Consider the following 17,553-nt stretch of genomic DNA (forward strand, 5'->3'; position numbering starts at 1 on the left):
TCCACGCCTCGATCGAGCGTGTTGCCTTAGCCCCGAGCCGCTTCACGTCATCGGGGATCGGGATCGACTCCACCACCGACCAGGTCAGTTGCGAGCGGCCAGGCTGGCCCTTCTCGATGAAATTCTTTCGCTCCTCGACGCCCTTGCGCGTCCAGGCCTCGCCGATCGGCACCTGATGCAGCGCCGAGACGATGTCCGTCGCGCCGGCCTGCCTGACATCATCGAGCGACACGGGATCATCGGGCCCGTACCAGCGCCATCCCTGCAACATCATGACATTTCTCCCGGCTTAGTTCGCGGTCAGCACGACCTTGACGCTCTGCGAGCGGTCGAGCGCGAGCCGCAAGGCATCCGGCGCGGTCGACAGCGGTCGCTCGGCCGTGACCAGCGACAGCACATCGACGCTGCCATTGGAAATCAGTTCCACTGCAGTTGCGAATTCAAATCCGAAGCGGAACGAGCCGCGCAGGTCGATCTCCTTCGCCATCACGGCATTTGCCGGCGTCGGAATCTGGCCGCCTGGCAGGTTACCGATTTGCACCACCGTGCCGCCACGGCGCACAATACCGATCGCGCTGGCAAGGCCCGCGGCCGTGCCGGAGACCTCGAAGGCGACGTCATAGGGACGCGCCGCCGCCTGTGCCTTCAGGCCCTCTTCGCCGGCCGAGACGTTCTCGACGTGAGAGGCACCGAGCCGGGTCGCGAAGGCAAGCGGCGCGGGCGCAATGTCGGCGACCGTGATGTCGGCCATGCCGGCGCGGCGCGCGGCGAGCATGGTGAGGAGCCCGATCGGGCCGGCACCGAAGATGATGCCGCGTTTGCCCTTGACGTCACCGGCGCGCGCGACGGCGTGGAGGCAGACCGCGAGCGGCTCGGCGAGCGCCGCGGCCTGATATGAGACGTGATCCGGGATCTTCACGCACTGTGCCGGGATCGCATCGAAGTAATTGGCAAAGCCGCCCTGCATGTGCGGAGTCTTCGAGGCCGAGCCCATGAAGAAGATGTTTTCGCAGAGGTTCGGCCGGCCCTCTCGGCAAGCAACGCAATGGCCGCACCAGCGCGACGGATTGACGGCCACGCGATCGCCGACCTTCAGGTTTGGCGCGGTTCCGGCGATCTCCACGACCTCGCCGGAGATCTCATGTCCCAGCACCAGCGGGGACTTCACGACGAAATCGCCGGTACGGGCGTGGCGGAAGTAGTGCATGTCCGAACCGCAGATGCCGCCGGCGCCGAAGCGGATGCGCACCATGCCTTCGCCAAGCTTCTCGAGCGGATGCTCGATCATGCGCAGGTCTTCGGGACCGAACAGGGTTGCAGCGAGAGCGAGTGAGGTCATTTGGAGAGTCCCATATACTTAGGCAGCCAGAGCGTCAGCTCGGGAATGTAGGTGATGGCGATGAGCGCCAGGATCAGCGGCACCAGCCAGGGCAGGATCGCCATGGTGGTGCGTTCCACGGAGAGTTTTGCCACGCGGGCCAGCACGAACAGTACCATGCCGAGCGGCGGATGCAGGAGACCGATCATCAAATTCAGCGTCATGATCAGGCCGAAGTGGATCGGATCGATGCCGAGCTTGAGCACGATCGGCAGCAGGATCGGCACCAGAATCGTGATCGCCGCGATGGTATCGATGAAGCAGCCGACGAACAGGATCAGGATGTTGGCCAGCAGCAGAAACACCCATTTGTTGTGGGTAACGCTGAGCATCCAGTCGGAGAGCGTCTGTGCCGCCTGCGACACGGTCAACAGCCAGGCGAAGATCGACGCCGCAGTGACGATGAACAGCACCGACGCTGTGGTCTCGATGGTGTCGAAGGTCGCCTTCGCCACCGTCTTGAACGTCATGGTGCGATAGCGCACCATGCCAAGGAACAGCGACCAGATCACCGCTGCGACGGCCGCTTCCGTGGGCGTGAACCAGCCGAGCGTCATGCCGCCGATGAGGATCACCGGCGCCATCAGCGCCATCACGGCGGAGAAGTCGAAATACCAGTCGATCGCAAGCAGTGCGCCGAGACCAACGACGACCGCCATGTTGGTCGAGACGCCGGCGAGCGTCATCAGCCAGATCGCGAGCGGAAAGCTGAAGACGATGATGACTTCGAGTCCAGCCGAGCCGAGCTGCGGCCATGAGAACGGCGTGTCGCTGCCCCAGCGATTCCGATGGGCGAAATAAGCAACCGTCGCCATCATGAACAGCGTCATCACCGCGCCCGGGATGACACCGCCCAGAAATAGCGCGCCGATCGAGACGTTGGCCATCATGCCGTAGATCACGAACGGCAGCGACGGTGGGATGATCGGACCGAGGGTGGCAGACGCGGCCGTGACACCGACGGAGAATTCGGTGGTATAGCCGTGGTCCTTCATCGCCTTGATTTCGATGGTGCCGAGGCCAGCGGCGTCCGCGATCGCGGTGCCGGACATGCCGGAAAAGATCACCGAGCCGATGATGTTGACGTGGCCAAGGCCGCCGCGCATCCAGCCGACCAGCGCCACCGCGAATTTGTAGATGCGCCCCGTCACGCCGGCGATATTCATGAGATTGCCGGCAAGGATGAAGAAGGGCACGGCGAGCAGCGGAAAACTCTCGACACCCGCAATCATGCGCTGCGCGAGCGTGACGTCGGGCGTCACGCCGCTGACGAGGATATAGAGCAGCGAGGACACTGCCATGGCGAGCGCCACGGGCAGCCCAAGCAGCATCAGGATCAGAAATCCTCCAAGCAACAGCAGCATGGCATCACCCTTCCGTTCCGTCGTAGGCGCCGGGACGTTCGAGGATCGAATAGCCCTGCCGCCAGTTTTCCACCGCCACCTGCACCGACCTGCCGAACATCAGCACGAAACCAAGCAGCGCGGCGTAGTAGACGTAGTTCTTGGGAAAATTGATCGTGGTCATCGGCTCGTCGCCGATCACCTGGATGTAGATCCAGACCAGGCGGATGGCGCAGCCGAAGAACGCGATGCGGATCAGGTCAATCACGGTCGACAGCGCCCGCGCCGCCATATGCGGCAAATAGCGGTAGACGAGATCGACCTGGATGTGGCGCGACAGCCGCACGCACATCGACGAGCCGATGAAGACCACGCCGATCAGGCAGTAGGTCGCGATCTCCTCGGTCCAGGCGTAGCTGTCATTGAGCACGTAGCGCGTGAAAAACTGGAGGAAGACGCAGAGCGCCATCACCCAGAAGATCCCGAGCGCCAGCCAGTCCTCGAAGGCGTAGACGCCCAGATCGACCTTCGCCGTCCCCTCCTCCTCGAATGTGTGAGCGATCTCGTCCGCGGTGATCTGCCGGTGCAATTCGGCGGTCGACATGTGTTTACTCCTCCCCAAGAGAACTGAACGTCGTTCCGGGGCGATGCGTGAGCATCGAACCCGGAATCTCGAGGTTCCGGGTCTGGTGCTAACGCACCATCCCGGAACGACATCTCGTCACTTCACCGCCTGGATGCGCTCCCAGTCGGCCTTGCGATAGCCCATGCTCTCGAACGAAACGTTCTTCATCACGGTATCGCGGAACTCGTTCTTGTCGACTTCGGTCAACGTGAGGCCCTTGTCCTTGAAGAAGGCGATCAGCTTGATCTCGTTCTGCTTGATTTCCTCAGTCGCCTTCGCGGCAGCTTCCTGGGCGACATCGGTGAAGATCTTCTTGTCTTCATCGCTCAGTTTCTTCCAGAGCGCGCCCGACACCACCGTGTTGAGGTGGTCGACGATGTGGCCGGTCAGCACGATGTGCTTCTGCACCTCGTAGAACTTCTTGGCCTCGATCGTGGTCAACGGATTCTCCTGCGCCTCGACGGTGCCGTTCTGGAGCGCGAGATAGACCTCGGCGAACGCAATCGGCGCGGTGTTGGCGCCGCAGGCCCGCGGCATAGCGAGATAGGCCGGCACGTCCGGGACGCGCATCTTGAGGCCCTTCATGTCGGCGCAGGTCTTGATCGGCTTGTTCGACGAGGTCTGGCGCACGCCGTAATAAGTCACCGCGATGATGTGATGGCCGCTCTTGTCCTCATAGCCCTTGGCGAGTTCCTTGAAGATGTCGCTCTTGGTGTAGGCCAGAAGATGATCGGCATCGCGGAAGGTGTAGGGATAGTAGGTCACGCCGATCGGCGGAAAACTCTTGGCGGCAAAGCTCGAGCCGGAGATGATGATGTCGACCGAGCCGAGCGAGAGGCCCTGGTTGAGATCGGTCTCCTTGCCGAGCTGGGAGGCCGGATAGACGTCGATCTGGTAACGGCCGTTGGTGCGTTTGCCGATCTCCTGCGCGGCCCAGACGGAGGCCGTATGGAACGGCTCCGAGGTCTCGTAGACATGGGCCCATTTGAGCTTGGTCTGCGCCATGCTGGCATCAGTGGCAGCCAGCATCGCCGCGACTGAAGCGGCCAGCACCATCGTCATCTTCTTGAACACTGATTTTTCCTCCATTGTCTAAGTCTGCTTCTTGTTTGCCCGGTCCGACGGTCCGAGCCGCCCAACGTCATCGCCGCCGCGTGCCGCTGCCCGCGGCCCGCTTTTTTGGCGGTCGTTTTGGTTTTGACGGAGTCGCTGTCGATCGTGCCGCCCGGTTGGGGGCAGGCGCCGGTGGCGCGCCGGCCTCGGCTCCGAAGTTTCGTGCAAAGCGCTCCTGCGAGCGCGCCAGATGATCGCGCATCGCGTCACGTGCAGTCGCGGGATCGCGCGCAGCAATCGCATTGCGCACGACGCGGTGCTCGTCGAGCGCGGCGCGCCAGGTGCGCGGGCTTTCGAAGTAATGCGCGAGTTGCGAGAAGTAGGGATTGAGGCGCTGGTCGAAGAGCTCGCCGACCACGCGCACCAGAACGGCATTGCCGAGACTGCCGGCGATCGCGACGTGGAAGGCGCGATCATGGACCATCGAGGCTTCACCGGGATGCTCGACGTTCTCCATCGCGATCAGGGAGGCGTCGATGCGTGCAATGTCATCCTTCTTCGCCACGCGCGCGGCCTGCTCGGCGATGGCGCCCTCGAGGAATTCGCGGGCACGCAGCAGCTCGAACGGGCCTTCGATCAGGGTTGCGGAAACGGACGCTGCAGGACTAGTAGGCTCGATCACGTAGATGCCGGAACCGACACGGATGCGGACACGGCCTTCGACCTCGAGCGCGATCAGGGCTTCGCGCACCGTCGGCCGCGAGACCTTGATCTGCTCGGCGAGCTCGCGCTCGGTCGGCAGCCGGCTTCCGACAGCGTACTCGCCGCTGTCGATCAGAGCCCGCAATTGATCGGCGACCTGGCGATAGAGCCGTCTCGCCTCCACAGCTTCCAGCGGCACGCTGGCCTCCCTGAGAGGGCCTGTCCGGTGTGACGGTACCCGGTGACCCGCCAATTTTGGAAAATTGGTCTTACCAATTGACCAGAGCATTGACCGACGATGGCCAGCATGTCAAGGAGCGGAAAAGCAAAGGGGGAGACAACCATGCGCATTGGCCGCGCCAATCTCGACCGGTTGCCGTCCGGCATCCGCCGCCCAACGTATGACCGTTCCCTCGTTACGCCCGGCATCGTGCATCTGGGCTTAGGGGCCTTTCACCGCGCCCATCAGGCCGTCGTCTTCGACGATTGCCTCGCCGCCGGCGCGCCCGCCTGGGGCATCATCGGCGCGAGCCTGCGCAGCCCCGACACGCGCGATGCGCTCTCCCCGCAGGATCACCTCTACACGGTCGCCGTGCGCTCGGCTGAAGGCACCGACTATCGCGTGATCGGCGCACTCGTCGGCAGCGAGGTCGCGCGTGAAGATCCTTCGCGGCTGATTGCGAAAATGGCCGATCCCGCCATCCGCATCGTCTCGCTCACGGTCACCGAGAAGGGCTATTGTCACACGCCGCAGACCGGTGATCTCGACGAGCGGCATCCAGACGTCGTGCATGATCTCAACAATTTCGACGCGCCGCGCTCGGCGCCCGGTTTCATCGTCGCCGCGCTTGCGCGGCGCAGGACGCAAGGACTTGCCCCCTTCACCGTGCTCTGCTGTGACAACCTCGCCGCCAACGGTCACACCGTGCAGCGGATCGTGACGCAATTCGCGGCGCTGCGCTCGAAGGATCTCGGAAAGTGGATCTGCGAGAACGTCGCCTTTCCCTGCACCATGGTCGATCGCATCGTCCCGGAAACGACCGATGCCGATCGCGCAGCCGTCTCAACCGCGCTCGGGATGCAGGATGCATGGCCGGTGATGACCGAGCCGTTCACGCAATGGGTGGTCGAGGACCGCTTCTCCGCGGGCCGCCCCGATCTTGCCGCTGCTGGCGTCGAGCTCGTCACCGACGTCAAGCCGTTCGAGTTGATGAAGCTGCGATTGCTCAACGCCAGCCATTCGGCGCTGGCCTATCTCGGCTATCTCGCGAGCTACGAGACCATTGCCGACGCCATGCTTGACCCGCACTTCGCGAGGCTGGCCGCGAGCGTGATGGAAGATGCTGCGGTGACGCTGACGATGCCGGCAGGCACGGATCTTTCCGCCTATCGCGCGTCGCTGTTGAAGCGCTTTGCCAATCCGGCGCTGCACCACCGCACCTGGCAGATCGCCATGGATGGCTCGCAAAAACTGCCGCAGCGGCTACTCGGCACGATCCAGGACCGGTTGCGCCGGGACCTTCCGATCGAGACGCATGCGCTCGCGGTTGCAGGCTGGATGCGCTACGTCACGGGAAGCGATGAGCAGGGCCGCGCGATCGACGTGCGCGACCCGCTTGCGCGCGAATTCGCAAGTGTTGCGCGCGAGCAAGGCCCGGTTGCCGAGCGTCTCGCTCCGGCGTTGCTTGGTATCGGCAAGGTGTTTGGCCCGCTCGGCACTGAGCCGCGCCTGCGCGAGGCCGTGACTGACGCACTTGGCAAGCTCTATGCGCAGGGCGCGCAGCGGACGGTGGAGAGCTTTAACTCCTGATCCCAAAATCCTGACGGTCAGACGCCGAGCGCGGCTTCGCCCGGCTCACGTCCGGGGACGCTCAGATGGACCTCGTGCCCCTGACGGATAGCGAGCGAGGCTGCGGCGGCGGCCGACTCGAAGGCCGACTCCTTGGTTTCGTACTCGCCATTGATGTTGCCGTCATGCAGCACGCCCCATTGGTCGCGCACCGGCACGACCGCGTATTGAGCAAGTCCCATGGGTCCCTCTCCCGAGGCTCGATCCTGTTGCGTTCGCGGATACAACGCCGGCCATGAGCCGCTGTTCCGGCGGAACGCCACCGCCCAATCGGCGGAAATTGCTCTTGATTTTTGCCCGCGCTTGGCCCACCCGGGAGGCATGAGCAAAAGCGCGATCATCGCCGCCAACGCCGCCTTTTACGCCGCCTTCGCGGCCGGCGACGTTGCGGCCATGGAACGGCTGTGGGCGGACGAGGACGGCATCTCCTGCGTTCATCCCGGCTGGCCCGGCATCATCGGCCGCGCCACGGTGATCGGGAGCTGGCGCGACATCCTGCAAAACCCGAGCCGCCCGCAGATCGCTTGCGCGGAGCCGCATGCGATCGTCGAGGGCGACAGCGGACGGGTGCTATGTATCGAAATCGTCGACGGCACCGCGCTTGCCGCTACCAATCACTTCCGGCGCATCGGCAATGCGTGGCTGCTCGTTCATCACCAGTCGAGCCCCATCGCCCAGATCGTCGAGCAGACGCACGACGATCCACCGGGGCCGAGCCGCAGCTTCCACTAGATCACCAGCTCGGCAGCACGGCGCCCTTGAACTTGGTCAGCACGAACTCCTTGACCTCGGGCGTGTGGTAGCTGTCGACGAGGAGCTTGACCCACGGCTTGTCCTTGTCGGCGGCGCGCACGGCGATGAGGTTTACATAGGGCCCCTTCGGATCCTCGCGCAGGATCGGGTCCTTCACCGGATCAAGCCCGGCCTGTGTTGCGTAGTTGGTGTTGATCGCTGCTGCATCGACGTCGTCAAGGGCGCGCGGCGCCTGCGCCGCGTCGACCTCGATGAATTTCAGCTTGCTGGGGTTTTCGGTGATGTCGAGCACCGTCGGCTTGAAGCCGACACCGTCCTTCAGCTTGATCACGCCCTTGTCGCGCAACAGCAACAGAACGCGCCCGCCGTTCGTCGGATCGTTTGGGATCGAGACCTTGCCGCCCTCGGGAATATCGGCCCAGTTCTTGTGCTTCTTCGAATAGACCCCGATCGGGAAATTGACGGTCAGCCCCACCGCCTCAATCTTGTAACCGCGATCGGCCTTCTGGTTGTCCAGATAAGGCTGGTTCTGAAACGAGTTGGCCTGGATGTCACCGGCGTCGAGTGCGGCGTTCGGCACGACATAGTCGGAAAATTCGACGAGCTGAATATCGAGCCCGTTCCTGGCCGCGATCGGCTTCACCGCCTCGAGGATCTGCGCATGCGGCCCCGGGGTCACGCCAATCTTGATGGTCTCCGCCGAAACTGCCGCCGACCAGGCGGCTAGCACGGTCGAAAGAATCAGAACGGAACGAAACGACATTCTTGGTCTCCAAACGGAATTCATGGTCACGGACCCCGTCATCTCCCGCTTGGCCGGCGAAAGCAATGAAATGGAAGTTCAAATTTGCCGTTGCAACAGGGCGACGCTTCTCTGCGCGCGGCCAAAAAGGAAATGGAAGCAGCCCCGCAATCGTGGGCTCGAAGGACGAAGGCCCGGCAGGTGGCCTCGCCCTTCGAGACGCGCGCAGCCGCGCGCTCCTCAGGACGAGTGATCGTCGATACCGTCACCGACGGCTCCGCTGCCGACGATGCGTGTCAGCTCGCGCCGGAACCGCCCTGCACGATCTTCTCGTTCAGCTTCTGATCGACGGTCTCGACAGTGCGGTCGATCTCTGCATTGGGAACGCCGAGCTGATGCGAGATCAGCTTCACCAGGAGATCGACCCGCTCGATGAAGGGCGCGCCGGCGGCGACCGCACGTGCCGCAGAGGATGGCTTGAGCAGGCTCTCCGCCGCCTTGGCGTATTTCTCGAACGGCACCTGGTCCTTCGGATCGGCGCCGAGACGCCGCGCGAGCGCATCGACGTGATCGTAGATCGATTGCGAGCGCTTCAGATCAGTGTGCACGGCATCGCGGATCGACTGCGGCTCGTGCGGCGTGATGCAGCGGTAGTTGCCGGTGAGCAGCATCGACCATTTCGCAAGCGGCACGAACAGCGATTCGAACACCTTGAGCTTCACCGGAACGTCGTGGCCGTCGAGCGTGACCGCATCGATATCAGCCTCGAGCTCGCGCAGTACCTTGTTGTGCTTCTCGTCTTCGAACACCGACGCCTTGAAATTGGTGGGCAGGCCGACATGCAGAACGTTCGCCGCCTCTTCCGGCGGACGGAAGGCCTGCGGATCCGGTGAGCAGAGCGTCACCAGCCCGGGCTTGAAGCGCTCCCACACCTGCGCGTTGGTATAGGCCTCCTCGAGGTCCATGCCTGACAGCGCCGGGATGCGCTTCAGATAGGGCAAGGGCGGCATGTTCATGATCGACAGGCAGGGAAGCCCCGCTTCCGCGATCTTGATCATGAGCACGCGCACCGTGTGATTGGTGTATTGCGGCTCCTGCATCGCAAGGCCGACCAGATCATAGCGGGAGACATCGACATTGCCGGGCGTCACTGCGTCGAGCTTGCCGGGCAGGTCGCGCGAGAAGATCGCGCGGTGCACCGCCTCGTCGCGCAGCTTGATACGCACCTCGGTACCGTCGCGATTGATCAACTCAGCCGTCTTTGCCCGGCACACCAGGGTCACGTTGTGACCCGCCATCAAAAGCTTGGTCCCCAGCAAGGAGCCGTAGGAGGCCCCAAGAATCAAAATGTTGCGCGCCATGCTCTCTCTTTCACAAAAGATCTCCGGCCCAAGCGATCCCAGACCTCCTGGCGACGCGACGATGCCAAGCCTTTAGGCTCTCTGCGGTTTTGCGCCCTGCCTCATCAGGTATTTGGTATGCCAGTATTGCCCCGCGGTGTCTATCGTGAATTGACGGGGTCGCAATCGCTCGCGGGGAGGTTCGATCCATTGCCACACTGCGCATCCGCGCCGACGCCGCCTGCGTCCACCGCAACCTGGCCCGCGCTTCGTGACGACTCTCGAAACCGTCCTTTCCCTGGACAGCGACGACCCGACGTATTCTGAAAATACGAATTATTGCAAGTATCGATATCTCGCCTCGGCGTGCGCTCGCGGCCCCTCCCGCAACAAGCTCAAATTTGAGCGATTACGTTGCACCGACCTTAAGCCAGTTCCTAAGCGCGGGCCTGGGCTTTACCGCTCGTTCAAGCATGTGATGGCGAAGTGGCGCAGTTTCCCTCGAGTTGTTTTGCTTCGAACCTTTTCAAGCCGCGAGTTGCCCCCATGGTCGAAACCACATCGCTCCTGCTCGATCTGGAAGAGACTGTCGCAAAAGGAAATCCCGCGAGCTGTCTGCGGGCGATGTGGCACGCGACCGATCTCTTGATCGCAGGAACCTATTCCGAGGATCAGATCTGGACGTTCGGCGAAATCATCGGCCGCCTCGCCCAAGAGATCGAAACGACGGCACGCGCACGGCTGGCGGGAAAACTGGCCGCCAGCAACAATGCGCCCTACAAGCTGACGAACCAGCTTGCCTCCGACGACTGCATCGACGTGGCCTGGCCTATCCTCAGGCAATCGCAGCGCCTGGATACCGAGACTCTGATCGCGTGCGCCAGGAGCAAGAGCCAGCAGCATCTGCTCGCGATCTCCCAGCGACAGTCAGTTCCGGAGGCCGTGACTGATGTCCTCGTGGTCCGCGGCGGCAACGAGGTCGTCAACTCGGTCGCAGCAAATAATGGTGCAAGCTTTTCGAATTCCGGCTTCCTGCATCTGGTGCGGCGTTCCGAAGGGGATTCGATCCTCGCTGAATCCGTCGGGCTGCGAAAGGACATCCCCCGACATCTGTTCCATCAGCTCATCGCAAAGGCTTCCGCAGAAGTGCGTGAGAAGCTCGAGCGCGAGCGGCCCGATATCGGTCCGCAGATTCACCGGGTCGTCGTCGACATCACTGGCGCGGTGCATGCCAGGTTCGGCCCCGCATCCAAGGATTATTTCACCGCCAAGCGAACGGTCGCAAAGCTGCACGAGCGCGGCGAACTGACCGAAGACAAGGTCTTTGAATTCGCTCATTCCCTCAAGTTCAACGAAACTGCCGTCGCGCTGTCCTTGCTGTGCCCGTTACCCGTCGACATCGTCGAACGCGCGTTGATCGAACGGGATCGCGAGCCTGCACTGATTTTGGCCAAATCGCTGAACTTCTGCTGGCCGACCGCGATGGCACTTTTGTTCCTCGGGGCACCCAACTATCGCATCACGGCCGGCGAGCTCGAACGGATGAAGCTCGATTTTCATCGGCTCGATGCCAAGGCCTGCCGAGGCATCATCGCCCTGTACCGATCCCGCAAGGACGAAGCCGGAAGCGGTCCCTTCCAGCGTCCCCGGAACGCGATCTAGCGGCCATCGCGCGGGCCTTCCAATGTCGACGCAGGCGTCGCGCGCGAGAAATCGCAATCGCGCACTCGCTGACGAACACGTTTTCCGCTATTGGACCGACGGACCTGCCGGATTTCATCCTCGCCGGACTGAGCGAATGCCGGAGCGTCCGGTGGACAGGCTGGTCGGCTGCGCGCCCGTGCGTGGCCCCGTCGCGGAGACATCACGATGACCGTCACCATCTACCACAACCCGGCTTGCGGCACCTCGCGCAATACGCTTGCGATGATCCGGCAGAGCGGCGTCGAGCCTATCGTCGTCGAATACCTCAAGACACCGCCGACGCGCCAACGACTCAAGGAGCTCGTGGCGGAGATGGGAATTCCGCCTCGCGCCCTCCTGCGCGAGAAGGGCACGCCCTATCGCGAGCTTGGCCTGGACGACCCAAAATGGACCGATGACGAATTGCTCGACTTCATGATGGTGCATCCCATTCTCATCAACCGTCCGGTCGTCGTGACGCCGAGGGGCACGCGACTGTGCCGGCCGTCGGAGGCCGTGATCGATCTCCTGGACAATCCTGTCGGACGTTTCGTGAAGGAGGACGGCGAGGTGGTCGAGCCGCGCTAGGCTTCGATCGCATCGCGCACGGCAGCCGCCTCATACGTGGAAGTATGTCGCGACATGGACACGCGCCTGAACGATCCGCGCCCCTCGCATTTGTCGTAAGTTTTCCGAACACTTTAGTCGACCAATTTACTCGAATTTTTGTCCTGATGCCCTAGTTCCCAACCGGGTTCCACCTGGTTCCGCAAAGCAACGTTGCGGCAACGTGGAGAACTCTTCACGAGTAGCCTCGCCACGCGCCGATCACGCGGCGAGCTGCTCCAATGACGTCGGGCCTGATTTGTCGAGTCGGCTTGGCGAACCCTTCGCAAAACCAGGCGGGCAAGGCGGCGTTTGAATGACGATTTTGGAATGACAACGAATTTGGCACGCGAGTCGATCGAACTCTTGGAGCAGCTCGCGCGGATTTTCCTTTTTGAAGAGGTCAAGCACGGCTTGCGCGATCGGGAATGGATGGCGCTGCGCTTCCTTGCCCGCGCGAACAGATTTTCGCGGACGCCTTCGGCGCTGGCGGGCCACGTCGGCACGACCCGCGGCACGGCGTCCTACATCATCCAGGAGCTCGAGCAGAAGGGATATCTGGAGAAGACGCGATCGGCCAAGGACAAGCGTTCCGTGACGCTGAGCGTGACGCAGCAAGGCAAAAAGTTTCTGGTGCGCGACCCCGTCAATGCCCTGGTGGATGCAATTGCGCTGCTCGACGAGGGGCGCAAGACGAGCTTTCGCGACGCGCTCCGTCACGTGCTGGACCAATCGGATACCGGCCAGCAGCCGCACCGCGTCGACATTTGCAGAGGCTGCATGTTCCTGAGGGAAACGCGCGACAATCCCGAGGGCAGCACGCCCGCCGAGTTTACTTGCCGCCTGTTTCGCGCGATCATTCCAGACTTCGAGACCCAACTCTTGTGCACGAGCTTCGAGCGGCGCAGGCAATGATCCGGATCAGGGCGCAGCTCTGCGCGCCGGCAGAACCGCGCCGGCGCTGGTCAGCACGAGCAAGCGCCCATTGTCGCCCTTGATCTCCTCGATACGACCGAGGCCCGGCACCTGTTGCCCGAGAATGGCCTCGACGACGCCGTTCGGCCCCTGAAGGATCGCGATGCCTTCATAGGCCTGACGAACCGACCAGCCTTTGACCACCTTTTTCGGAGGCGTCGCGTGCTCCGACGGCGACACCGAACCAGTGATTTCGGCGCCAGGGCCTGCCGACGCCACGACCGCCATGGGCTGGGCGGCAGACGCGGTCTGGGAGGCGACGGGAGCCGGCGCTGGCGCCTGCGCCTGAGCGAGCTTATCGAGCTTCGCGGTCGAAGCCGAATTGACGCGCTCGATGCGGTCGAGATTCTCGGCAAAGCGACCGAAGCGATCACTCGTCGTCTTGCTCGAGAGATCGACGGCGGTCCGCAAGCCGTCGAGATTCTCCGAGACACCGGAGACCTGACGGCGCAACTGCGCAACCGTTTCGCGCAGATTCCTGATCTCGGCGCCGGTCGCCGCATTGGTCTGACTGGGCTGCGTGGTGAGATAGGCGATGATGCCGGTGCAAGCGCTGACCACCAGACCAACCGCGACCGCCAGCGTCGCAAGCGGTACCACCCATGAGGGACGCGGCGCCGGCGGCTTGGAGACGATCACGGCCGGCCGCACCGCGACCGACGCGGGCTTCGGTATCGCCATCTTGTCCAGCCGGGCTTTGGCGCGAATACGCTTGAGCCCTTCAAGCGCTTCCTTTGCAATCGCTTCATCCGCCGAGACGGCCGAAGCAGCCTTGGTGCCAGCTTGAGACGCGGCAGCGCGTGGCGACGGGCCCCTGCCTTTCGGATCCTGCGCGTCACGGCGCTGCGTCGCCGCCCCCGACGTGCCTGCCGGTCCATTCGGACGCGCCTGTCCATCGGACGACATTTCGAAATGCTCCATCTCAGTTCTTCTCACTATTCGCGAAGCTAGAGCGCCAAGCTTGTCCGAAACCGGTGCACGGATGGCGGTTCGTCATGCAGGATACGACACAACCGAGCGTAGCGCGCCAGCGCGGACGCACGAGAGTGCGGCATCAAAGCAACAGCGCGATCGCGATTTGCGTTTGCGGCGTTTATCTGGCGCTACCTGAGTCAAATTGGCGCACCCGCCTCGCAGGCACAGGTGTCGATGCAGGAGTCAAACTCCGTTGCCAAGGCGGGTTTACGCGAGTGCACAAAAATGCACGTGATTTCACGGGTTCGGCGACCAATCGAACAGACGCGGGGCAAATCTAGTGAGGATACCTAATCAACTGTTGCATCTGGAAATATCAAGAAGCAATCAGAAAAAACAAACAGCATCAAGCCCGCTTACCAAGAGGTTTGTTCCGCGCGCTTGATCGGAATTCGGCAATCGTTACGGTCCTACTCAAGTGATTCTCGCCAGTTGGCGAGGAGAACGACACGGTTCAGCAGCATTCGGACACAATCCGTAACTCGACGCAGCCGGACCAGGTCGTTTCTCGCTCTGATCCGCGAGGCCATCGTAAGGCGCTCGCCGAGCTTCACTTCGTAAGCGTTCAGTATCAAGTGGCGTAACAGGCCTGCAAACCGCAGGCACTGAATGCGTTGGGCTGCCCGCGAATAGAATCACCGAACCACAACAATCGTTCGCGGGGGAATATCGTCAAACAGCAAGGCTGTTGGTTCGGCCGGGGCATCACAAACTCTTCCCGGCAGAATCTCGGCGAGTGCGAAACAGGGGCGAAAGACTGATGTATATAATCGTTGATGATCGCGAAAGCGTGGCGAACAGCTACATTGCAGGGCTCGTTCGTGAAGGCGTTTCGTCGATCGGCTTCTCTTCCGGTGAATTCTGGGACTGGCTGCAGTCCGCAAGCGAAGCGGATCTCGAAGCCGTCGATGCCTTCCTCTTGGGGGATGTCGATGCGCGCGAAAGCCTTCCGCGCGCGGTGCGCAAGCGATCATCGGCTCCGATCATCGCCTTGAGCGGACTGAAGATGCTCAAGAATACGTTGCAGCTGTTCGAGGCTGGTGTCGACGACGTCGTGCACGTTCCAATCCACCTGCGCGAGATCCTCGCCAGGACTGCGGCGATCGCGCGCCGCCGGATGGGCGACAGCCCGCGGCCTTGCAAGACCAGGATCCAGGTCTTCTTCAACGGTCGCGACCCGGAGATCGGCGGCCATGCTCTGACGCTCCCCCGCCGCGAGCTGCGCATCCTTGAATACATGGTCGGCAACCACGGCAAATGGATCACGAAGACGCAGATCTTCAATGCGGTCTACGGCATCTTCGAGTCGGCCTATGACGAGAGCGTAATCGAGAGCCATGTCAGCAAGCTGCGCAAGAAGCTGCGCGATCGCCTCGGCTTCGACGCCATCGTGGCGCGGCGCTACGTCGGCTACCGGCTCGACATCCCCGAGAGCGAGGCGATCGAGGAGCCGATCGGGGAACTGCAGGACGTCGGCATCCTCCTGAACAGGCCGCATGCCAGTCCGGCGGCATACACCGCCGGCGGCTAGCTGAGAGCTTAGATCAAGCACGGTCCCTGCGCTCAGGTCGCGCAGGCACCGTGTGCCTGTCCCGCAATCTCCGTCATTGCAAGCAGGAGAGACGCGCTCTTTCCAACTACGGCTTGGGCTGGAATTCCTCGCGCGAGACGTAGTTGAAATCCTCGACCAGGACATCCTGAATGACGTCGGCCTGCATACGCTCGTTGACGCGCTGCTTGACGGCGGCCGTCAGGATGGACAGGTCGTAGCGGGCAAGCTTCCTGAAATCCAGGCGATCGTCCGCGTAGATCCTGCGGAAGGCTTCATCGACGACGAACGGATCCGGCGGAACGGTGAGCTGATGCATCGTCCGCGCCTCGACCGTGTAGACGAACCGCGCGACGATGTAGCCCTGCACGCTGCCGTTCTCGATCATCGGCACGCTGAGCGCCCGCGTCTTCTGGTACTGGAGGCCGTCGAGATATTCGTCCTTGTGGATCAGGCCGCCGTTCTCCTTCCAATAGGCGACGGCGTAGCTTCCGCCCGCGGTGAGGATGCAGACCCAAAGTCCAGTCAGGATCAACCTGATCATTTGCCCTCCTGCGAGGTCCTGCCGCTATAGGTGCCGTCCGACTCGGCCTCCCTGATCGCGCGCACGATAATCTCGGCCACCTCGCGCACCGCGTCATAGTGCATCTCGAGGACCGCGCGGTTCTTCTCGAGCTTCCGCCGCAGGTTCTGGATTTCGTCGGTCACCTCAGCCTCAGCGCCGAGGTGGAGCTGCGCGCGCATCAGGCGAACGAATTCGAGCATGCTGCGGCTCTTGCGCGCGCTGAAATCATCGAAGTCGATCTTCTTGCCCGTCTGGAGTGCCAATGTTTCCTCCTCGATGACGCTCTCGAGCCGCCGGATCGCCGCGAGCAGGCCACGCACCTCGTCGGACCTGGAGGGATCGGCCGGCAGGGGCGCGGGCTCGGCTCGCACATCCGGCACATGCACGGGTAACGCCGCTGCGCCCGGGCCTCCGGTCTCCGTGTCCCACTGCTCCGCCGCCATGCTCGTTGCGCCTTCTTCCGCCTGCATCTCAAGTCACCTCCCAGCTCGTCTCAAACCCGTCCGGATCATCCGGCTTCTCCCGACTTCCCATCCGCAGCTGCCGGATGCGCCGATGCAAGCTGCCTCGCAATGCCGATCCCTTTGCCTTGCGCGAGCTGGTTGCCGAGCTGCTCCGCCAGCATCGAGCGCCAGATGCCGCCAGCAGTGCCCTTGCCGAACAGGTCCTGCGCGTTCTGCGGCAACATCGTTTCGACGAAGACCTGAAGAACGAAGGCCTCGAACTTGCGGTAGACATCGCCCGAGGACGGCGCCTTGATCACCCGCACCGGTGCTGCCGCATTCGAGGAGTCGAGCGAAGCCTCCGGCGTCTTTGCCGCCACCTGATCGCCGGCACTACTCGCCGCCCTGGTGGCCTCGGTTTCCATCGTGGCAGCAAAGTCGGCATCGGACGACTTCAGCGCGTCAAGCTTCGCAGCGGCCGCACGCTGCGTTACCGGGTCGGCAGCCTCCAGGACGTCGAAGACCACGTCGGGTGTCGGTGTCACGATCATGCATCGGCTCCGGCTAGCTGTTTATGGACGTCCAGTCGCGCACACCGGAGTGCGCGCCGGCGATCTCCTCGAGGATGCGCTTCTCCGCCTCGCGTTGCTTGCCCGCGATCACGTTTCTTGCGACCTGCTCGAGGTGTTTCACGCGTCGGCTTTGCGCATGGACCTGGCCGAGCTGCTTCTCGGCTTCGGCCTGGACCGCGCGGGCGCCGACGCTGGTTGCCGCAAGTCGCCGCGAGATCGAATAGCTCGACGAGCCGGCCGGCAACTCCGCGCCGTTGAGGGTGCCGACCAGATAGACCTCCTCGTCCTGCAAATGCTGCTCCCGCTGTCTGAGCTGCTCGAGCTGCCACTCGGAGAGTCGCAGCTGCAGCTTCATCAGCGAGACCATGCGCGTGAGCCTTTCCGCACGTGACGTCATCGA

The 17,553-nt window shown here is 62.9% G+C and carries 20 protein-coding genes; 6 read left to right on the plus strand and 14 right to left on the minus strand.

The annotated features are described in order from the left end of the window. From Q3C01_RS29780 to Q3C01_RS29805, 6 genes are all read right to left on the minus strand, one after another. A partial coding sequence (locus tag Q3C01_RS29780) for a mannonate dehydratase (RefSeq protein ID WP_458148855.1) occupies nucleotides 1–271 on the minus strand: 271 nt, incomplete at its 3' end. Between the two features lie 18 nt (nucleotides 272–289). Next, on the minus strand, nucleotides 290–1,339 hold the full coding sequence (locus tag Q3C01_RS29785) for an L-idonate 5-dehydrogenase (RefSeq protein ID WP_458148856.1): 1,050 nt from the start codon (nucleotides 1,337–1,339) through the stop codon (nucleotides 290–292). Continuing rightward, on the minus strand, nucleotides 1,336–2,742 hold the full coding sequence (locus Q3C01_RS29790; RefSeq protein WP_458148857.1) for a TRAP transporter large permease: 1,407 nt from the start codon (nucleotides 2,740–2,742) through the stop codon (nucleotides 1,336–1,338). The genes Q3C01_RS29785 and Q3C01_RS29790 overlap by 4 nt, the downstream gene beginning before the upstream one ends. A gap of 4 nt (nucleotides 2,743–2,746) precedes the next feature. Next, on the minus strand, nucleotides 2,747–3,325 hold the full coding sequence (locus Q3C01_RS29795) for a TRAP transporter small permease (protein WP_458148858.1): 579 nt from the start codon (nucleotides 3,323–3,325) through the stop codon (nucleotides 2,747–2,749). A 117-nt stretch (nucleotides 3,326–3,442) separates the two neighbouring features. After that, nucleotides 3,443–4,402, minus strand: a complete 960-nt coding sequence (locus Q3C01_RS29800; protein WP_458148931.1) for a sialic acid TRAP transporter substrate-binding protein SiaP — start codon at nucleotides 4,400–4,402, stop codon at nucleotides 3,443–3,445. 85 nt (nucleotides 4,403–4,487) lie between these two features. Then, the gene (locus Q3C01_RS29805; RefSeq protein ID WP_458148859.1) at nucleotides 4,488–5,300 is read right to left on the minus strand and encodes a FadR/GntR family transcriptional regulator; all 813 of its coding nucleotides are present in this window, start codon (nucleotides 5,298–5,300) and stop codon (nucleotides 4,488–4,490) included. 144 nt (nucleotides 5,301–5,444) lie between these two features. On the opposite strand from Q3C01_RS29805, the gene Q3C01_RS29810 reads away from it, so the two are divergent. Beyond that, on the plus strand, nucleotides 5,445–6,911 hold the full coding sequence (locus tag Q3C01_RS29810; protein ID WP_458148860.1) for a mannitol dehydrogenase family protein: 1,467 nt from the start codon (nucleotides 5,445–5,447) through the stop codon (nucleotides 6,909–6,911). Between the two features lie 17 nt (nucleotides 6,912–6,928). Here Q3C01_RS29810 and Q3C01_RS29815 read toward each other — a convergent pair whose 3' ends face one another. Continuing rightward, the gene (locus Q3C01_RS29815) at nucleotides 6,929–7,132 is read right to left on the minus strand and encodes a hypothetical protein (protein WP_458148861.1); all 204 of its coding nucleotides are present in this window, start codon (nucleotides 7,130–7,132) and stop codon (nucleotides 6,929–6,931) included. Nucleotides 7,133–7,271: 139 nt separating this feature from the next. Here Q3C01_RS29815 and Q3C01_RS29820 point away from each other — a divergent pair, with 139 nt between their 5' ends. Further along, nucleotides 7,272–7,682 carry a nuclear transport factor 2 family protein gene (locus Q3C01_RS29820; RefSeq protein ID WP_458148862.1) on the plus strand — a complete coding sequence of 137 codons (411 nt, stop codon included), beginning with the start codon at nucleotides 7,272–7,274 and terminating at the stop codon, nucleotides 7,680–7,682. Nucleotide 7,683: 1 nt separating this feature from the next. On the opposite strand, the gene Q3C01_RS29825 is transcribed toward Q3C01_RS29820, so the two are convergent. Next, on the minus strand, nucleotides 7,684–8,466 hold the full coding sequence (locus Q3C01_RS29825; protein WP_458148863.1) for a MetQ/NlpA family ABC transporter substrate-binding protein: 783 nt from the start codon (nucleotides 8,464–8,466) through the stop codon (nucleotides 7,684–7,686). A 275-nt stretch (nucleotides 8,467–8,741) separates the two neighbouring features. Then, nucleotides 8,742–9,806 carry a ketopantoate reductase family protein gene (locus tag Q3C01_RS29830; protein WP_458148864.1) on the minus strand — a complete coding sequence of 355 codons (1,065 nt, stop codon included), beginning with the start codon at nucleotides 9,804–9,806 and terminating at the stop codon, nucleotides 8,742–8,744. Between the two features lie 525 nt (nucleotides 9,807–10,331). Here Q3C01_RS29830 and Q3C01_RS29835 point away from each other — a divergent pair. From Q3C01_RS29835 to Q3C01_RS29845, 3 genes are all read left to right on the plus strand, one after another. Continuing rightward, on the plus strand, nucleotides 10,332–11,447 hold the full coding sequence (locus Q3C01_RS29835) for a DUF2336 domain-containing protein (protein ID WP_458148865.1): 1,116 nt from the start codon (nucleotides 10,332–10,334) through the stop codon (nucleotides 11,445–11,447). A gap of 207 nt (nucleotides 11,448–11,654) precedes the next feature. Next, a complete protein-coding gene (gene arsC, locus Q3C01_RS29840) occupies nucleotides 11,655–12,056 on the plus strand; it encodes an arsenate reductase (glutaredoxin) (protein WP_458148866.1) in 402 nt (133 codons plus the stop codon). A 348-nt stretch (nucleotides 12,057–12,404) separates the two neighbouring features. After that, a complete protein-coding gene (locus Q3C01_RS29845; RefSeq protein ID WP_458148867.1) occupies nucleotides 12,405–12,989 on the plus strand; it encodes a MarR family winged helix-turn-helix transcriptional regulator in 585 nt (194 codons plus the stop codon). A gap of 6 nt (nucleotides 12,990–12,995) precedes the next feature. Here Q3C01_RS29845 and Q3C01_RS29850 read toward each other — a convergent pair whose 3' ends face one another. Further along, nucleotides 12,996–13,955: a hypothetical protein gene (locus Q3C01_RS29850; protein ID WP_458148932.1), complete on the minus strand. Its 960-nt coding sequence runs from the start codon at nucleotides 13,953–13,955 to the stop codon at nucleotides 12,996–12,998. A gap of 829 nt (nucleotides 13,956–14,784) precedes the next feature. Here Q3C01_RS29850 and Q3C01_RS29855 point away from each other — a divergent pair. After that, on the plus strand, nucleotides 14,785–15,555 hold the full coding sequence (locus Q3C01_RS29855; RefSeq protein ID WP_458148868.1) for a response regulator transcription factor: 771 nt from the start codon (nucleotides 14,785–14,787) through the stop codon (nucleotides 15,553–15,555). 106 nt (nucleotides 15,556–15,661) lie between these two features. On the opposite strand, the gene Q3C01_RS29860 is transcribed toward Q3C01_RS29855, so the two are convergent. The 4 genes from Q3C01_RS29860 to Q3C01_RS29875 are packed head-to-tail and all read right to left on the minus strand — an operon-like array spanning nucleotide 15,662 to nucleotide 17,550. Next, nucleotides 15,662–16,117: a hypothetical protein gene (locus tag Q3C01_RS29860; protein ID WP_458148869.1), complete on the minus strand. Its 456-nt coding sequence runs from the start codon at nucleotides 16,115–16,117 to the stop codon at nucleotides 15,662–15,664. Beyond that, entirely contained in the window at nucleotides 16,114–16,608 is a 495-nt protein-coding gene (locus Q3C01_RS29865; RefSeq protein WP_458148870.1) for a flagellar biosynthesis protein FlgN, read from the minus strand. Before Q3C01_RS29865 ends, Q3C01_RS29860 begins: the two co-directional genes overlap by 4 nt. Nucleotides 16,609–16,646: 38 nt before the next feature. Next, the gene (locus tag Q3C01_RS29870) at nucleotides 16,647–17,132 is read right to left on the minus strand and encodes a rod-binding protein (protein ID WP_458148871.1); all 486 of its coding nucleotides are present in this window, start codon (nucleotides 17,130–17,132) and stop codon (nucleotides 16,647–16,649) included. A 13-nt stretch (nucleotides 17,133–17,145) separates the two neighbouring features. Beyond that, on the minus strand, nucleotides 17,146–17,550 hold the full coding sequence (locus Q3C01_RS29875) for a hypothetical protein (RefSeq protein ID WP_458148872.1): 405 nt from the start codon (nucleotides 17,548–17,550) through the stop codon (nucleotides 17,146–17,148). Between the last annotated feature and the right edge of the window lie 3 nt (nucleotides 17,551–17,553).

This window comes from Bradyrhizobium sp. UFLA05-109 (assembly GCF_054185165.1).